The sequence below is a fragment of the Cyanobium sp. BA5m-21 genome (assembly GCF_024346235.1).
Classification (GTDB): Bacteria; Cyanobacteriota; Cyanobacteriia; order PCC-6307; family Cyanobiaceae; genus Cyanobium_A; species Cyanobium_A usitatum.
Genome location: NZ_JAGQCO010000001.1, coordinates 56,624 through 71,861, shown reverse-complemented (window position 1 = coordinate 71,861; position 15,238 = coordinate 56,624). Strand labels below are relative to the sequence as shown.

General features: G+C 60.5%; 15 protein-coding genes and 1 tRNA gene. 6 read left to right on the top strand and 10 right to left on the bottom strand.

What is annotated here, in order from left to right:
- From cobW to purQ, 3 genes are all read left to right on the top strand, one after another.
- Positions 1-1,098, top strand: a complete 1,098-nt coding sequence (cobW, locus tag KBY72_RS00360; protein ID WP_254959973.1) for a cobalamin biosynthesis protein CobW — start codon at positions 1-3, stop codon at positions 1,096-1,098.
- A gap of 451 nt (positions 1,099-1,549) precedes the next feature.
- A complete protein-coding gene (gene purS, locus KBY72_RS00355) occupies positions 1,550-1,822 on the top strand; it encodes a phosphoribosylformylglycinamidine synthase subunit PurS (protein WP_106501799.1) in 273 nt (90 codons plus the stop codon).
- Positions 1,819-2,472: a phosphoribosylformylglycinamidine synthase subunit PurQ gene (gene purQ / locus KBY72_RS00350; RefSeq protein ID WP_254959975.1), complete on the top strand. Its 654-nt coding sequence runs from the start codon at positions 1,819-1,821 to the stop codon at positions 2,470-2,472. Before purS ends, purQ begins: the two co-directional genes overlap by 4 nt.
- 101 nt (positions 2,473-2,573) lie before the next feature.
- Here the strand turns inward: purQ and KBY72_RS00345 are convergent, their stop codons facing one another.
- Positions 2,574-3,164, bottom strand: a complete 591-nt coding sequence (locus KBY72_RS00345) for a peroxiredoxin (RefSeq protein ID WP_254959976.1) — start codon at positions 3,162-3,164, stop codon at positions 2,574-2,576.
- Between the two features lie 145 nt (positions 3,165-3,309).
- Between KBY72_RS00345 and KBY72_RS00340 the strand changes: the two genes are divergently transcribed.
- Positions 3,310-3,666: a hypothetical protein gene (locus KBY72_RS00340; RefSeq protein ID WP_254959977.1), complete on the top strand. Its 357-nt coding sequence runs from the start codon at positions 3,310-3,312 to the stop codon at positions 3,664-3,666.
- Positions 3,667-3,722: 56 nt separating this feature from the next.
- Here KBY72_RS00340 and KBY72_RS00335 read toward each other — a convergent pair.
- From KBY72_RS00335 to psb32, 6 genes are all read right to left on the bottom strand, one after another.
- Positions 3,723-3,796, bottom strand: a tRNA-Met gene (locus KBY72_RS00335).
- A gap of 14 nt (positions 3,797-3,810) precedes the next feature.
- Positions 3,811-4,833 (bottom strand): peptidoglycan DD-metalloendopeptidase family protein, encoded by a 1,023-nt coding sequence (locus KBY72_RS00330; RefSeq protein ID WP_254959978.1) that lies wholly within the window; start codon positions 4,831-4,833, stop codon positions 3,811-3,813.
- Positions 4,834-4,977: 144 nt separating this feature from the next.
- Positions 4,978-5,463 (bottom strand): tRNA (cytidine(34)-2'-O)-methyltransferase, encoded by a 486-nt coding sequence (locus KBY72_RS00325; protein WP_254992918.1) that lies wholly within the window; start codon positions 5,461-5,463, stop codon positions 4,978-4,980.
- A 2-nt stretch (positions 5,464-5,465) separates the two neighbouring features.
- Positions 5,466-5,993 (bottom strand): bifunctional adenosylcobinamide kinase/adenosylcobinamide-phosphate guanylyltransferase, encoded by a 528-nt coding sequence (gene cobU / locus KBY72_RS00320; RefSeq protein WP_254992915.1) that lies wholly within the window; start codon positions 5,991-5,993, stop codon positions 5,466-5,468.
- 22 nt (positions 5,994-6,015) lie between these two features.
- A complete protein-coding gene (gene pxcA, locus KBY72_RS00315) occupies positions 6,016-7,161 on the bottom strand; it encodes a proton extrusion protein PcxA (RefSeq protein WP_254992914.1) in 1,146 nt (381 codons plus the stop codon).
- Positions 7,162-7,165: 4 nt separating this feature from the next.
- Positions 7,166-7,843, bottom strand: coding sequence for a photosystem II repair protein Psb32 (gene psb32 / locus KBY72_RS00310; RefSeq protein WP_254992913.1), 678 nt, complete (start codon positions 7,841-7,843; stop codon positions 7,166-7,168).
- Between the two features lie 86 nt (positions 7,844-7,929).
- Here psb32 and KBY72_RS00305 point away from each other — a divergent pair, with 86 nt between their 5' ends.
- A complete protein-coding gene (locus KBY72_RS00305) occupies positions 7,930-8,628 on the top strand; it encodes a cofactor assembly of complex C subunit B (protein ID WP_254959984.1) in 699 nt (232 codons plus the stop codon).
- On the opposite strand, the gene lptC is transcribed toward KBY72_RS00305, so the two are convergent.
- Both lptC and KBY72_RS00295 read right to left on the bottom strand, forming a co-directional pair.
- Positions 8,531-9,706, bottom strand: coding sequence for an LPS export ABC transporter periplasmic protein LptC (gene lptC, locus KBY72_RS00300; RefSeq protein WP_254959985.1), 1,176 nt, complete (start codon positions 9,704-9,706; stop codon positions 8,531-8,533). The genes KBY72_RS00305 and lptC overlap by 98 nt on opposite strands.
- Positions 9,703-11,289: a methionine--tRNA ligase gene (locus KBY72_RS00295; RefSeq protein WP_254959986.1), complete on the bottom strand. Its 1,587-nt coding sequence runs from the start codon at positions 11,287-11,289 to the stop codon at positions 9,703-9,705. Before KBY72_RS00295 ends, lptC begins: the two co-directional genes overlap by 4 nt.
- Positions 11,290-11,390: 101 nt before the next feature.
- Between KBY72_RS00295 and KBY72_RS00290 the strand changes: the two genes are divergently transcribed.
- The gene (locus tag KBY72_RS00290) at positions 11,391-13,211 is read left to right on the top strand and encodes an FAD-dependent oxidoreductase (RefSeq protein ID WP_254992911.1); all 1,821 of its coding nucleotides are present in this window, start codon (positions 11,391-11,393) and stop codon (positions 13,209-13,211) included.
- On the opposite strand, the gene KBY72_RS00285 is transcribed toward KBY72_RS00290, so the two are convergent.
- Positions 13,208-14,971, bottom strand: a complete 1,764-nt coding sequence (locus KBY72_RS00285; protein ID WP_254992910.1) for a ribonuclease catalytic domain-containing protein — start codon at positions 14,969-14,971, stop codon at positions 13,208-13,210. The two genes, KBY72_RS00290 and KBY72_RS00285, sit on opposite strands and share 4 nt — an antisense overlap.
- Positions 14,972-15,238 lie beyond the last annotated feature (267 nt).

Sequence of the window (15,238 nt, the reverse complement as noted above, 5' to 3'; positions counted from 1 at the left end):
ATGACGACACAAAGTAGAAGGCTGCCTGTCACCGTGGTGACAGGTTTTCTCGGTGCGGGCAAAACAACCCTGCTGCGCCATTTGCTGCTCCACAGCGGTCAGCGCCTGGCTGTGCTGGTAAATGAATTTGGCGAGGTGGGTATCGACGGAGACCTGCTACGCAGCTGTGGTTTTTGCCCCGAAGATGAGCTAGACACCCGCCTGGTGGAGCTGGCAAATGGCTGCCTCTGCTGCACGGTCCAAGACGACTTTTTGCCAACTATGGAGAAGCTGCTTGAGCGAGCAGACAGCCTGGATGGCATCGTGGTGGAAACCAGTGGCCTGGCCCTGCCCGAACCACTGATTGCAGCCCTGAATTGGCCGCAAATCCGCACCCGCATTCGCCTCAATGGCGTGGTGGCAGTTGTTGATGGCGAAGCCCTTGCAGCAGGCAGTGTGGTGGCAAATCCAGCCGCTCTCGAGGCCCAGCGGCTCGCTGATCCAAGCCTGGATCACGCTTCGGCTATCGATGAACTGTTTGCCGAGCAGCTTGAGGCTGCCGATCTGGTTTTGATTAGCCGGGCCGACTGCCTATCTGCGGGCGAGGTTGATCTGGTGCATAAGGCCCTTGCCCCCCAGCTGCAGCCAGGAGCTGTGCTGTTGTCGATGGGTAGGGGGATGGTCTCCCCAGAGCTGGTGCTGGGCCTTGAGCGCCGGCAGCCAACCACCACAGGCCATGAGCATCACGACCACGACCATGATCACCACGATCACGAGCATCACGATCACAGTCATGTTGCCATCGAGTCGCTTGCCCTCGAGCTGGCTGGCGATTTCTGCCGGGTTGCCCTTGAGCAACAACTGCTGCAACTGGTGAGTGATAGCGCCCTGATTCGGCTCAAGGGGCGTCTTTGGCTTTCAGGTAAAAACCGACCGCTTCAGATCCAGGCTGTTGGGCCGCGGCTGGAGTGCTGGTTTGAACCAGGGGCTGGGCAGGCTTCGGTCACCCAGCAGGCCCCAGGCCTAGAGCTGGTTTTGCTTGGCTTCCAACTGGATCGCCCTGCCATCGAAGCCTGCCTAGACCAGGCCCTGACCGGTGAGCTGGCAGCTGCTAACTAGCTGATCAATCCAAGGGGATATCCCCTTTGGGCATAGCCCGTTCCAGCAGAGCGCAGGCCCCGCAATCCAGTTGGTTTCAACCGGCAACCACCCTGTTGAATCAAGCATCTGCACCGTGCCACTGCCGTCGTTGCGGAAGTCGATTCGACGCGGGCCGAGCTCGATCGTCCACCGAATAGGCAGCTCTGCTGCCGGTGCTTGAACGAGCATGGTGCATGGCTGCCAAGGCCCATCAGCCAGACGGCACTGCAAAGGCTGGGCAAGCGCAGCTGGTACACAAAGGGCTATCAAGCCAGCCAGCAGTGCCCTGCAGGCTGGCCAGACGCCAATAGGAACTGAGTTGAAGCGCCAAACCACGGCCGAAATGCCAGCGGGCTGCTTTCAAGCTGACCAAAAGTGACGTCAGCGGGCCACCGGGCTGCCAAGATTTAACAAACCTTCTGCTCCTCTGGTGCCACTCTTCCGCGCGCGCGTTCAGGTTTCACTTCGGCCCTCGGTGCTTGATCCGGCTGGCGAGGCCACCAGGGCTGCAGCGGCCCGACTCGGCGTCGACGGCGTCCGCAGCCTGCGCATCGGCAAGGCAATAGAGCTGGAACTGGAGGCTCCGGACAAAACCACCGCCCAAGGCCAGCTGGAACTACTCAGTGACCGCTTGTTTGCCAATCCAGTAATCGAAAATTGGCAGCTAGAGCTGCTTGAAAAGGCCGGGGAGCAACAGCAATGACCATTGGCATCGTGGTTTTCCCAGGCTCAAATTGTGACCGAGATGTGCGCTGGGCCCTAGAGGGTTGCGTCGGTCTACCGACCCGCTTCCTTTGGCATGAGGAGCGCGATCTCAGCGGCCTAGACGCAGTGGTGATCCCTGGCGGCTTCAGTTATGGAGACTATTTGCGCTGCGGTGCAATTGCCAGGTTTGCCCCCGTATTGGAATCGGTGAGGCTTTTCGCAGAAGCAGGCGGTGCGGTATTGGGTATCTGCAATGGCTTTCAGGTACTCACTGAGATGGGGTTATTGCCAGGTGCTCTCACCCGCAATGCTCGGCTGCATTTTCTCTGTGAACCAACCCCGCTGAGCGTTAAACCTGGCAACTGTCGCTGGCTGAAAAGCTATAACGAGGCAGAAGCGATCGTGCTTCCGATCGCCCATGGGGAGGGGCGATACCAGTGCGAGAGCGAGCAATTGGCTGAGCTCGAAGCAAATGGTCAGGTGGTGTTGCGCTACGCATGCAATCCCAACGGCTCGGTTGGTGATGTGGCGGGCCTGACCAACGCAGGAGGCAATGTGCTGGGTCTGATGCCCCATCCGGAGCGCGCCTGCGACCCGCTCACGGGGGGGCTCGACGGCTTGAGACTGCTTGCCAGCCTGAGCAATTGAAGCCTGGCGAACTCGACTCTCAGCAAGATGTCGCAAAAAAGGGGGCCAAGGGCCCCCCGGTTTGATCGCAGAGGATCAAACAATTGCAGCCCTGCTAGCAATCAGTTAACGGCGGCGAAGAACTCCTTGCTCTTAACTGGGTCAGGATTCATGGTCTTATCCCCTGGATTCCAGTTTGCTGGGCAGACTTCGTCTGGGTTGTTGCGGATGTGCTGGAAGGCCTGCAGCAAACGCAGGGTCTCGTCCACACTACGACCGACGGGCAGATTGTTGATTGTGCTCTGCATGATCACGCCATCAGGATCAATGATGAACAGACCACGTAGGGCCACACCTGCGTCCTCATCGAGTACTTCGTAGGAGCGGGCGATGTCCTTTTTGAGGTCAGCAATGAGGGGATAGTCAATATCGCCAATACCTCCGTTTTTGCGATCCGTCTGAACCCAGGCGAGGTGGCTGAACTGGCTGTCAACGGAAACACCCAGCACTTCGCAGTTGCGGCTGGAGAAGTCGTTATAGCGTTCGGAGAAAGCGATGATCTCCGTAGGGCAGACGAAGGTGAAATCGAGGGGGTAGAAGAACAGCACCACGTACTTGCCGCGGTACTGGGAGAGACTGATCTCCTTGAATTCCTGATCCACCACTGCGGTGGCTGTGAAATCTGGAGCCTGCAGGCCAACTAGCCGGGACATGCTGGTTAAGTAAGTGAGGGCTGGGCGCACTGGGGACTACAGTCCAAAGTCGGATCGACTACCAGTTGCTATTCACAATTTATCACATGATCCAGGCTGCCGGGGCCATAGGCTGATTCAAGTGATGTCTATGGGAGTGATGGCGATGGCTTGGGAGCCGAGTGTGCTGCGGAAATACAACACGACTGGGCATTTCCGTCTGCTTAGCCAGCTGCGCTCTGAACTGAAGGGCAATCCATTGGTCCGGCCCAAGGACGGCCAGAGCATTGGAGAGGTCAACCGCAGCAAGTCTTTGATTCGGGCAATTGAGGGGCGCTCCCAGGGCTATGGCCGTGCACGACGGGGTGGTGTTGCCACAACTGCTGGCACCTCCTCCGCCTCGCCTGAAGTTCAACAGCTAAAGCCTGATCCAGATCCCTTTGAGCTGATGGGCGGCATTGCAAGCGATCAGGACGATGTGGCCTCATTTCGAGCAAGGCTCAACACAGTCGAGTTGCGCTAGTTAGGAGACAGATAAATAATAAAAAAGGGCCAGAATCAAGGCCCAGTCAGAGAAAATGGCTCGGGGGAGACTTGAACTCCCGACCTTGGGGTTATGAATCCCACGCTCTAACCAGCTGAGCTACCGAGCCGTTGATTGAGTTTATCAGGCCCTAGGTGGCAGGAAATAAAGAGGGTTGGCAGCCCCGGCGCTCGGGGGATGGACCTCGAAGTGCAGGTGGGGGCCGGTGCTTCGGCCCGTGCTGCCCATATGGGAAATCAAAGATCCCTGTTCAACATCCTGCCCTACTCGGACCATTAGGCGGCTGTTGTGGCCGTAAAGGGAACGGCTGCCATCGGCATGGGCCAGGGTTACCAAGTAGCCGTAGCCGCCGTCGTGCCAGCCAGAGAAGACCACCCGACCAGCCTTGGCCGCCACGATCGGTGTCCCCACGTTGTTGGCCACGTCGATGCCCTTGTGCATGCGACCCCAGCGCCAGCCGTATCCGGAAGTAAAAACTCCCTTGGTCGGCCAAATCCAGCCCTGGGCTGAGCTTGGACCAGCAAAGGGCTGGTTGAGCTCATCAAAACCAGGCAGTTCGGGCCAGCTGATGCCGCCGCTAGTGGTTGGCTTGAGCCCCAGCACCATGCGGGTGCGGCCGGATGAAGCCTGCGCAAGCCGTACCTGGGAACCGACGACAAGGCGTGCGGTTTCGAGACCAGGATTGAGACGCAGCAGTTCCTGCAGGGTCAATCCATAGCGCTGAGCAATCTTTACGACCGTGTCGCCAAAGCGCACAACAGCACGCTCCTCCACAGGCGGTAGGGACTGGAGAGGAGGTGTGCGACGCAACTCGCTGGTATCGATCGCTGCCAGCTGCTTTATTTGCTTCGATTGCTGGCTGGGAACAACAAGCCAGTCACCTTGACGGAAATGGTGGTCTTCGTTGACGTCGTTGAGCTTGGCCAATCGCTCTTCAGCGAGCTTGAGGCTGCTGGATAGCTCTTCAACGCTGATGGGCTGGCGCACCTTGACCCAGATCTTGTCGATGCTGGGGGCAGGTAGGGCAGCGATCAAAGAATCAACAGAAGCCTTCTCGATATCGGCGGGGTCAAGAGCTGCGACCACTGCCGGCAGGGCAATGGCGCAGGGGATCAGGAATCGCAGAGTCGTTTGCAAAGGCTTCATGCAGTTCATTCAGTCGGACAAAGCTTGTGGAGAAGCCGATATCCCCAAGCCGGCCAGACAGTAGCGGACGGAACTCACCGCCACAAGTGCTGGTTGCGACCAAAGGCGCTGATGGGGTGACCAGAACCCTGTCACCTCAGGGGATCACGCCAATGTCAGCGAATTCTGTTGTCGAAGCGCCTCAAACAACACCACCCCAACCGACACGGAGAGGTTGAGGCTACGCACTCCGGCCTGCTGGGGCCGCTTGGCACCTGACATTGGGATCGTGAGAGCCGCATCGGCCGAGGCCAGCACATCCGTTGGTAGGCCGTCGGTTTCGCGGCCAAACAGCAGCCAGTCATCGGGTTCAAATTGCCAACTGGTGTAGGGCTGGCTTGCATGGCTACTAAGGGCGATCAGGCGACCGCCGCTGCGGACACGGTGATCAGCAAACGCTGACCAGTCGGCATGGCGCTGCAAGGACACCAGGGGCCAATAGTCGAGGCCAGCCCGCTTGAGCTGGCGATCATCGATTTGGAAGCCCAGGGGCTCCACTAGGTGCAACTCCGTGCCGGTGGCCGCGCAGGTGCGGGCAATGCTGCCTGTGTTGGGTGGAATCTGGGGCTGAAATAAAACGATCTGGGGCACGATCAAACAGCAGGTACGGCAAAACCCAAGTTGCTCAGATTGAGCGCGCGGCCCGCAACAACAAGCCAGGTAGCAGCGCAGAGGGGGGCAAGCTGCTGCTCCAAGGAGCCAAGGCGATCTCGAAACAAACCGCCTATCGCAGTGGCAGGCACAACCCCCCACCCGGTTTGCTCACTCACGAGCAGCACGGGCACCTTGCAGCGGCTCAAGCTTTGTACAAGAGCTGTACAGCGCTGTTGCCAAGCAGAACTATCGAGCTCGAGGCCAGCAGCGACCCAGGTGCCGAGGGAATCGACAAGAGCAAAGCCAGGGGGGCTGAGGCAGTCGAGGGCGCCGGCTAAGGCGCTATCAACCTCCAAGACGCTCCAGTGCTGTGGACGTCTAGCGGCGTGGGCCTCAACCCTCGCCAACCAGGCAGCATCTTCGGCGCTTGGCTGAGGCCCGGTTGCCAAGTAGGTAACCGGCAGGCCCGACTGCATGGCGAGGTGCTCGGCCCAGCGGCTCTTGCCACTACGGGCAGGACCGAGCACAAGAGTGCATGGCTGGTAGGAATCAACCACCACCATTCATGTTGTGGAGCGTGGCCACAGAAGAAGGTGAAACACGGTTGAGATAGCGGAAAATCCAGTATTTGAACACGGTCGCTAAAACCACCGGGAAGGTAGCAATAAATAGCATTATGAAATTCTCCTGGGCAGGCAGGCCGAGGTGGTTAGCAACGCCATCCAGCAGCACTGTCCAGCCCTCCGGGCTGTGAAAGCCCACAAAAATATCGGTAAATAAGATGATTCCGAAGGCCTTGGCGCTGTCGCTCAATCCATACACAAGCTCATCTAGGAAACCGCGCAACACCTGAAGATCACGACGACCAAAGAAGCAAACGCAAACAAAACCGACCAGGCCACCGAGATCGGCAAGCACGTTCTTAATGGCGTGGGTGCTTTCCAGATCAGCTTCATCCTTGAGCGACTGAGCCTTGCTCGCCAGCTGCGTCTGCAGCTCATCACGGCTTGGCAGGGGATTGCCGTTCAAGAGGGCGTCAAATTCAATTTCCGCCTGGAAAAGCCGTAATTTCTCTACGGCCTTCTCCTCAAGCTTTGGTTTCGGATAGGTAAGAAAAGCGTTGTCTGGAGCGAAGCGATCAACCAAAGGTGAAAACACATAGGTGCGGCTGATCTGCTGCACCAGCACCGGCACCAAAATCAGCAGTAGCAGGATGCGCAGTGACACCAAAGTGGAGTCTCTGCGCCGCCGAAAACCAGCCACCACATTCGCTTCCGCCTCGGGGTCGAGCTGGCGACGCACCTGATCAACAACACCAATCAAGCTGCGGGGCAGCACCTCCGGGGAGCGACTGATAGCAGGCAGCGGATCCCTACTGGCCGCGTAGCGGGCAACTACAGACTCAATTAGTTGAAACTGGCGAATTTCCTGACCGGCCAGCTCGCCTCGGTGGGTCTGCAAGGTTTGTACAGACTGGCGGCAGACCTCTAGCGCAGCTCGAAAACGACGCAGTAACTGCGCCTGTGCCGACCTGGGAATACGCAGGTCCAATTCAGGACGTACGGGCCGGTCGTTGTAGTGCTCTAGCTCAATGCTCTGGATGAGCAGGGCGGATTCATAACCGCGCTCAAGATCGTTGCTGAGGTCTAGGGCTTGGGCGCGCCCAAATGCCCCCATCCAGTTGGTTAGTGCCATCGGATCAGCGCGAGAAGACCCACCAAGTGAGCATGGGCACAATTGTGCCAACCGTTAAAAGCACCACAATCCAAGTAAAGGCATTACTTGACTTCGTTTCCTCCTTCGTGGGGATGTTGGTGGGCTGGCTGACAACCTCAGCGGTGATTGGTTCACCGGGATCCTCACCTCCCTGCAGCACGGTGAGCAGGCGAGTCATGGCATCGAGGCTGCCCTGGCGATAGCGACCGCCATCGCGGATCGGCTGGGCCATCGTGGTTCGGGCCGTGCTGCGTAGCAGGCTGGCATCAAGCTGGGTAACCAGGCCTGGAGAGGAAACAACCGCCGCACTGTTCGTCTGGCTGTCGATTAAAAAGAGCACCTGGTTGGGCTCGCCCCCAGACTCAGACCAACGCTCCAGCACTGAATTTCCGAGCTGGGAAAGGCTAAGCCCATAGTCAAGGCGGTTAACGGTGATCAAGTGGGCATCCACCCGCTCTGCTGAAAAACTTTCGAGGGTTTTACTGAGCTCGCCGATGGCTGCTCGGCTCAGCACATCTGCGGTGTCAAGAATGCGTTCCTGGGGAGCGGAGGCCGGTAGACCACTTGCGGCAATTGCCAGGGCCGGGGCAGGCATCCAAAAGGCTGCAAAGCCCATAAACAGGGCTGCCACAACTCCCAACAAGGGAATCCGACGGGTCACACGCAGGGAAGGTGGCAACGGTTCAGGGCCAACATGGTTCTAGTTTGCCGCCTGCGGGCCCAGCTGTCGCCTCCTGCTTGACCCCTATGGCCCCCTCCACACCCGCAAGGGTCTGTTTTCTCTCTGGGGTGGCCTCCCTGGCCCTGGTTGTACTGAATCAAACAACCGCGACCAACATCGATCCCGCCCTCGAGCGAGCCGCCGTATTGGCCAGCTTCCTGGCGGTGGCTCTGATGTTGGTAGGTGTGCTCTGGACCCGGGCCTTGCCCGAAGCGGCTGCCCGAGTTGCCCTCGAAGGCGTGCAGGGAGTGGAGCTCGCAGATGGGCTACCTGAAGCGTTATTAGAAGAATTGGGGTGGGGTAGCCAGATGTTGCTCACCGCCACCCCGGCGGCAGCGGTGGTGGTGCTGTGGCAAAACAAGTGTTTACTGCGCCGCGGCCTACTAGCGCAGGTGCCCTTTGAACCAGGAGCTATCTGCCAGCGAGCCCAAGAGAAAGGGGCCGCCATCTCACTTGTAGACCTGAACCTCTATCCAGGCCGTGCTGAATTTGAGAGCCTGCTGCCAGGGGTGCCAGCCGTAGTGGTTCAGCCGATTGACTCAAGGGGCTTGGTAGTGCTTGCAGGCTGGTCGCCGCGCTGCTTTAGCCGCAGCGATTTGATCTGGCTCGAGGGTTGGGCCCAGCGACTTAAAGAGCGAATGGAGCCGGCTTGCGGGAATCAGGACCTGATCGAGCCCGGGGAGGCAAGGTCACCCGAGATTCCACCCGCGCCCCCGGACTGCTAAACACGGCCATCCCCTGCTTAGTAAGCACGCCCTGAAGCCGCTGAGAGCGGGTGACCTGGGCAAGAGCCTTGCGGCGCAGCTCGACAGCACCAAGGGCTTCAATCTTATTAGTCTGCCAATTCCAGCTGCAGCTATTGGCGACGAGGGAATCGGCTGGTTGGTTTAGGCGGCAATTGAGGGGAACCATCAAGGTGTGACTAGGACCAATCGCTTCAAAGCCCGTGCCGCTAAGCCGGGACTGATCCAGCACAGCGGTGAATGGATGGGCACTGCTAATGCGTTCCCGCGCCAGGTCGAGGCGGGTATGGCTGGCATCAAGACGGCCCTTGCGGCCAGGATCCCGCACCTGCACCGGTGCCTGTAGGTCGATCAGCTGAAGCAGGGAATTACCGGTAAGGGATGGCGCCGAAAGTGTTTGAAGACCACTAGCTGCTATGCGCCGTTCTCCCCGAACTGGCCCTCGACCGATCAGTTGGCCAGTGGTTGGGAACCAATCTGCAGAACTCAGCGCCAGCTTCAAGCCGACCGCCCCTGAACGTTCCAACAGGGGCTCCCCCCTCAACTCCAACTTGTCCTGCTTGATCCAGAAGCGGGCCCGGCGAGCGGACACGAGCAACTCCCCCTGGGAGGCGCGGGGACTGCGGTCCAATTCCATGCGCTCCTGCTTGGGATACCAACGCACACGAGTAGAGGTCACAACAAGTGGCTTGGGCCCAAGGCGCTGCAGCCGGATTGGGCCCTCCAACTGCACCACTTCGCCATCGTTAATGACGGTGCCACTGCTGGCCGTTATTCGATACAGGGGTTTTCCCTTGGCATAGATGGTGCCGCGCAGGTCGCGGGCTTGGGCAACACGACGACTGAGGTCGTAGCGGACCTCCGGGCTGGTCAATTCCCACAGGGGCCGTCCGCTGGAATCCTTCTGGCGCAGGTTGAGGGAGCGGAAGACAAAAGGCTGGGCCGGCTCCTCCTTAGACACCTGGGTGCCGCATCCAACCAGCAGCACGGGCAGGCTTACTAGGGCACCCAGGCTCAGGGCCAGCAGGGGGCACCACTGCAGCCGGGCAGTCGTGGTCACAGAGGTGACTCGAGCTCAAGTCGCAACATCACCGGCTGCGGCTCAATCAGGGCGAGTCCGGGCTCCAGCAGACCCCATCGCTGGGCGAGCAGCCAAGGAGAAGCTTGGCTGCCAGGGGCGCAGGCAGGAGCCAGCTGACCGCTAGCAAATGGTTCCTGACCAAGCTGGAGCAGCATCCGATCAGAAAGCTCAGGCAGGAGCGGGGCCAGCAGCACTGCCACCCAGCGGGTGGCCTCAAGCACAGCATAAAGATTCGCTGCCACCAAACCCTCCTGACCCTCCAACTTCATTTGCTTCCAAGGGGCCTGGTCGTTGAGGTAGCCATTTGCAGCGATTGCTAGTTGCAGCGCCGCTTCAGCGGCACGACGGAAGTCCAGGTCGTTTAGGGCCGTATTGACAATGTTGCCGGCCGCGAGGGAAGCAACAGCCAGGGGGTGATCGGCCTGGGCAGCGGCTCCGGCTGGAGGCACGGCATCTGCAAACCAGCGCCGTGCCATCGAAGATGTGCGATTCAGCAGGTTGCCGATCGTATTTGCCAAATCGTTGTTGACCAGATCAGTGAAGCGCTGCTGCTGGAAATCACCGTCCTCGCCGAAGGGAATGTCGCGCAGCAAGTACCAGCGCACCGCATCGCGGCCACAACGCTCCAGCAGCACATCAGGATCGAGCACATTGCCAAGGGACTTGCCCATCTTCTGGCCTTCGCGGGTCAAGAAGCCGTGGCCAAATACGCGCTCTGGCAGGGGCAACCCTGCGGACAGCAACATCGCCGGCCAATAAACCGCATGGAAGCGCAGGATGTCCTTGCCAATCACATGTAGCTGGGCGGGCCAGCCACGCTCCAGCACCTGCTCCAGCACAACTGGCTCCTCCGGGTCGAGCAGGGCCGTGAGATAACCGAGCAGGGCGTCAAACCACACATAAAAGGTATGGCCTTCATGGCCGGGGACCGGAATGCCCCATGGCAGGTCGATCCGGGAGATTGAAAAATCGCGCAGTCCCTGGGCCACAAAGTTTTCCACCTCCTTCTGCCTGCTGGCGGGGGCAATGAAGCCCGGCTGGCGGATCAAGGCCTCGATCTGCGCCTGATAGCGGGAAAGGCGGAAAAACAAATTGACCTCATCGCGCCACTCCAGGGGCTTGCGATGGATGGGGCATTCGGGATCCTCACTGCCCGGTGCGTCATCTTTGAATTCCTCACAAGCAACGCAATACCAGCCCTGCTGACGCCCCTCCACTACGTCGCCGTTGGCCTCCACGCGGGCAAAAAATTGGGCCACCAATTGGCGGTGGCGTGGGTCGGTGGTGCGGATGAAGCGGTCGTTGCTGATTTGCCAACGGTTCCAAAGATCGCGATATCCCTCGCTGATTAGATCGCAATGGGCCTGCGGACTGAGTCCAGCCGCTTCGGCCGTGCGCTGGATCTTCTGGCCGTGTTCATCGCAGCCGGTGATGAACATCACCGACTCCCCCCTCAGCCGCTGGTGGCGTGCCACCGCATCGCAGGCAAGCGTTGTGTAGGCACTGCCGAGATGGGCGCGATCGTTGACGTAATAGAGGGGGGTGGTGAGCGTGTAAGTCATCCTTTTGATCCTACGGAGCGGCGACGGACATAAAGGCTGACCACGAGCACGCCTGCTCAGATCATCTCCTGCGAGTCTTGGGTCAGCCGTGTCCGCCAGCCATGACCCTGCCATCAGAAGCAGTGGATGTATTGGTGTGGGGGGGCGGCACCGGTGGCGTGGCCGCAGCAATCCAGGCGGCCCGCGGCGGTGCCAGCACGCTCTTGCTCACCCCTGGCAACTGGCTTGGGGGCATGGTGAGCGCCGCCGGCGTTTGCTGCCCCGATGGCAATGAGCTCACCCCTTGGCAGACAGGTCTCTGGGGAGCCTTTCTGCGCGCCCTTGAGCAGGCCGAGCCCGAGGGACTGGATCAAAACTGGGTGAGTTGCTTTGGTTACCGGCCCGCCACCGCAGAAGCGATCCTGCAGGGCTGGGTAAGCGAGCTGGCCAATCTCCAGTGGTGGCCAAGCTGCAGGCTGCTGGCGGTGCGACGTCAGGGGGCCCGCATCACAGCAGTACAGCTGGAGCACAAGGGTGAAACCCAATGGCTGGACTGCAAAGTTGTCATCGATGGCAGCGACCGCGGCGACCTGCTGCCCCTAGCGGAGGCTCCATTTCGACTCGGCTGGGAAGCCCAGGAGCAATGGGGCGAACCCAGTGCCCCCAGCCTGCAACGGTTGCAAACGGAAGTTTTTTTTAAGCAACAACCTGTGCAATCGCCCACCTGGGTGGTGATGGGCCAGCTCCAGAGCGAAGTGTTGACGCCAGCTGCAGCCCCACAGCCCTTGGCTGCGCCATTTGAACGAGCAAGCGAGGCCTTCGGTTTAGAGCGCACGATCAACTATGGGCGCCTGCCTGGGGGCCTGGTGATGCTCAACTGGCCGCTGCACGGCAATGACTGGCACCAGGGGCTGGAACGCGCCTTCAGCGCTGATCCGGCTGAGCAAGCTGGGTTAGCTGCCGAAATGCAGTCCTACAGCCTGCAGTTTGCAAGAGCCCTTGAGCAGGCAAGTGGGGGCTGGCTTCAACTGGGCCATGCCTTTCCTGCTGAAGCCGGCAGTCCTGCCCCCTGGCTAGCTGCCATGCCCTACTGGCGGGAGGGGCGAAGAATGCTGGGCCGCTCGCTGGTGCTGGAACAGCACCTGCTCCCCCTAGGCAGCGCTGAATCCCAGGGGCCACTGCCGCTCAATGCCAGCGGCGAACTGGAGTCGATAGCGGTGGGCAACTACGCCAACGACCACCACTACCCAGGGAATGACTGGCCACTGGCACCTAAAAGCATTCGCTGGGGAGGGCGCTGGAGCGGCACTCCCTTTTGCATTCCCTACGGCGCGCTGCTGAGCGCTGAGATCGACAACCTGCTGGCAGCTGACAAGGCCTTCAGCAGCAGCCACATGGCCAATGGGGCCACCCGTTTGCAGCCCCTAATTCTGAACATCGGCCAGGCGGCCGGGGCGGCAGCGGCCCTGGCGGTACAGCGGGGCATCCCCCCAGCTGAGCTTGCGCCCCTGGACGTTCAGCAGTGCCTGCTCCACGATCACCGTGCTCCAGCGGCGGTAGTGCCGCTCTGGGATACCCCCTGGCATGCCAGCGACTGGTTAGCCCGACAGCTGCAGCTGCTGGCCAATCCCGACCTCCTGCAGGCCAATGGCCAAATTGAGCGCCCATTCCAAAGACCCCTAAGTCCGAGCCAGGGCCGTCCAGAACCCAGGGAGTCTCTGTGGAATGGAAGGGTGCTGCCGGACGGCCAGGGCGGCTACACCTTTGTATGCGACACCGATTTCAGCAGTGATAACGCCAAACGGGAGTGGCCTCTCATCACCTTGGAGCCAGGCCTGAACCGCTGGCTGCAGAACCTTGATAAGCCGACCCAGGCCAAGTTAATTGGCTGTGCCAATCCTTGGGGGCCGTGGTTGCGTGCCTCGCGACTGGCCGCGGATTAGCCCGTGGCCTGCAGTCGCAATTGGTCGCGCAGGGGGTCTACCGCCTGAACTCGCAGTTGCAGCAGATCGCCTGGGTCCGAGCCGGCTGGGCACTCGGCCGCCAGATCCATGGCCAGGGCCTCAATGTGCACCAGCCCCAACCTGTCCTGGGGCCGCAGCCAGCGCAGGAAACAGGCCTGCCAATGCTGACTCCCATGCGCCGCAAACCACACCTGCTGCCAGTGACGCTGGTCTTCCCTGCTGATCTGCATCCCCTGCTTGAGCGGACCGTCTAAGTCGGAGAGCAGGGCGGCTAGATCGGTGGCAACCATGGGCTGGCTTCCCTGTTGAAGTGCCAGCAGTTGCCGTTGCGCCACTAGATCGGCGTAGCGGCGAATCGGCGAGGTGACTTGGACATAGGCCGGCAAGCCCAGGCTGAAATGGGGGCTTGGCTCCGTGCCGGTATGACCGCGGCTTAGGCACCGCTTAATGGCGCAATGGCGCACCGGGCCAGCCGGCAGGGCTGCCAGCTCGGCCTCCGGCGGCAAAGTTGCTGTTAGTTGGCTGCGATAGGGCAGAGCTAAAGCTTGTTCTTGGCCAAGACCAGCTACCACCGCGCCCGCCAGAATCATCGCTTCGGCCACCATCAATCGGGCGGGGCTGGGTTCGGTGATCTCAAGCTGGGGAGCGTCTCCCTGGGCCGCGTCTCCCTGGGCCCGAATCCGACCCTCCGGCTGATCCAGCAGCAGGGCACCCTGGCGCACACGCCACTGGCGGCGGCGCAGCAGCAGGCCGTGCAGGTCGGCAAGCTCGCGCTCCTGAGGCGGGGCTAGATCGATCAGGTCGTCGGCATCGCCATAGCTGAGCCGGTAGGTGGGCTTAACCCAGCTGCGCTGCAATCCCGAAGCCTTAACAGCCCCATCGCCGTCGAGTTCAACCCAGATGCTCCAGGCGGCACTGCGATGCCCGGCCCGCAGGCTCATCGGTCCGGTGGCAAGCGCCTCCGGGAACATCGGCAAAATTCCAGATGCCAGATAAAGACTGCTGCCCCGCCGTCGTGCTTCTAAGTCGAGGGGCGAATCCAGCGCAATCAAGCGAGCTGGGTCCGCCACGTGGATCCAAATCTTCACCTGGCCAGCGGGGGTTGTTTCCAATGCCAACCCGTCGTCAATGTCGCAGGTATCAGCGTCATCAATGGTGACGCTGCGCTGGCCGCTGAGGTCCAGGCGCTCGGCATCACCCGGTAGTTCAGTTTCAGCGCTAGCTAGTAAGCGTTCGGCATCAGCCAGTAGATCAGCAGAAAAGCCTTGCTCCCAGACCGTGGCTCGCAGGGACGGCAAATTGTGGGCTTGCCACTGGCCCAGATCAACCAGCAGGTGGCGAATTGAACCCGTATCCGCCGTAACTTTGGCGGCCTGCAAAGCCTGGCGCAGGGGAAGGGGTAGGGGAGTTGTGCACTCACCGCCAGCCCAATCAATCAATAGCTCAAGCTGCTGGCGCTGCTCTGCGCTGAGCAGTTGCAGATCAAGCGGCTGACGATCGCGCAGCTGCTGCTGCCAGCGCATTTCAGCTTGCTCCTGGAGCACCCGCAGTCGGCGTTCTCGCCGCAGCCGGCGAAGATCCGTCAGGGGCCTGGCCTCAACGAGGTTTTGACGCAGACGGAACAGGGTCTGGGGACCAAGACACCAGCGCCAGCAAGATGCAATAGCTAAGCCATCCCGTCGCGAAGAAACCAGATCAACCCAGTCGCTCAGCTGCAATCCCTGAGGTTCAGCCTGCATCAGGATCCAAGCTGCCGCGAAATCGCTTCGAGAAGGCAGCACTGCCGTCAACGCGTCGTCACTAATCGACCACGGAGCTTGGCCAAGGCGCTGGGGTGGGTTGCACTCGCCGGAAAACGCAGTGAGAAGCAACAGTTGCCGCAGCGGCTGGATCTGCTGCCTAGCGCTGGTACCAATTGCTAAAGAGGCCTTGTTTGAGGCCACAGCCAAAACAACAGCAAGCTGGGGACCGCGCTCATCGCCCAGTCCCACCAGATCGCCAGGATG

Excerpts from the sequence above, each read along its gene's own strand:
- KBY72_RS00345 (WP_254959976.1), bottom strand. The coding sequence starts at position 3,164 with ATGTCCCGGCTAGTTGGCCTGCAGGCTCCAGATTTCACAGCCACCGCA.
- purQ (WP_254959975.1), top strand. The coding sequence starts at position 1,819 with ATGACCATTGGCATCGTGGTTTTCCCAGGCTCAAATTGTGACCGAGAT.
- cobW (WP_254959973.1), top strand. The coding sequence starts at position 1 with ATGACGACACAAAGTAGAAGGCTGCCTGTCACCGTGGTGACAGGTTTT.
- KBY72_RS00340 (WP_254959977.1), top strand. The coding sequence starts at position 3,310 with ATGGCTTGGGAGCCGAGTGTGCTGCGGAAATACAACACGACTGGGCAT.
- KBY72_RS00295 (WP_254959986.1), bottom strand. The coding sequence starts at position 11,289 with ATGACTTACACGCTCACCACCCCCCTCTATTACGTCAACGATCGCGCC.
- KBY72_RS00290 (WP_254992911.1), top strand. The coding sequence starts at position 11,391 with ATGACCCTGCCATCAGAAGCAGTGGATGTATTGGTGTGGGGGGGCGGC.
- KBY72_RS00285 (WP_254992910.1), bottom strand. The coding sequence starts at position 14,971 with ATGCAGGCTGAACCTCAGGGATTGCAGCTGAGCGACTGGGTTGATCTG.
- KBY72_RS00305 (WP_254959984.1), top strand. The coding sequence starts at position 7,930 with ATGGCCCCCTCCACACCCGCAAGGGTCTGTTTTCTCTCTGGGGTGGCC.
- KBY72_RS00330 (WP_254959978.1), bottom strand. The coding sequence starts at position 4,833 with ATGAAGCCTTTGCAAACGACTCTGCGATTCCTGATCCCCTGCGCCATT.
- pxcA (WP_254992914.1), bottom strand. The coding sequence starts at position 7,161 with ATGGCACTAACCAACTGGATGGGGGCATTTGGGCGCGCCCAAGCCCTA.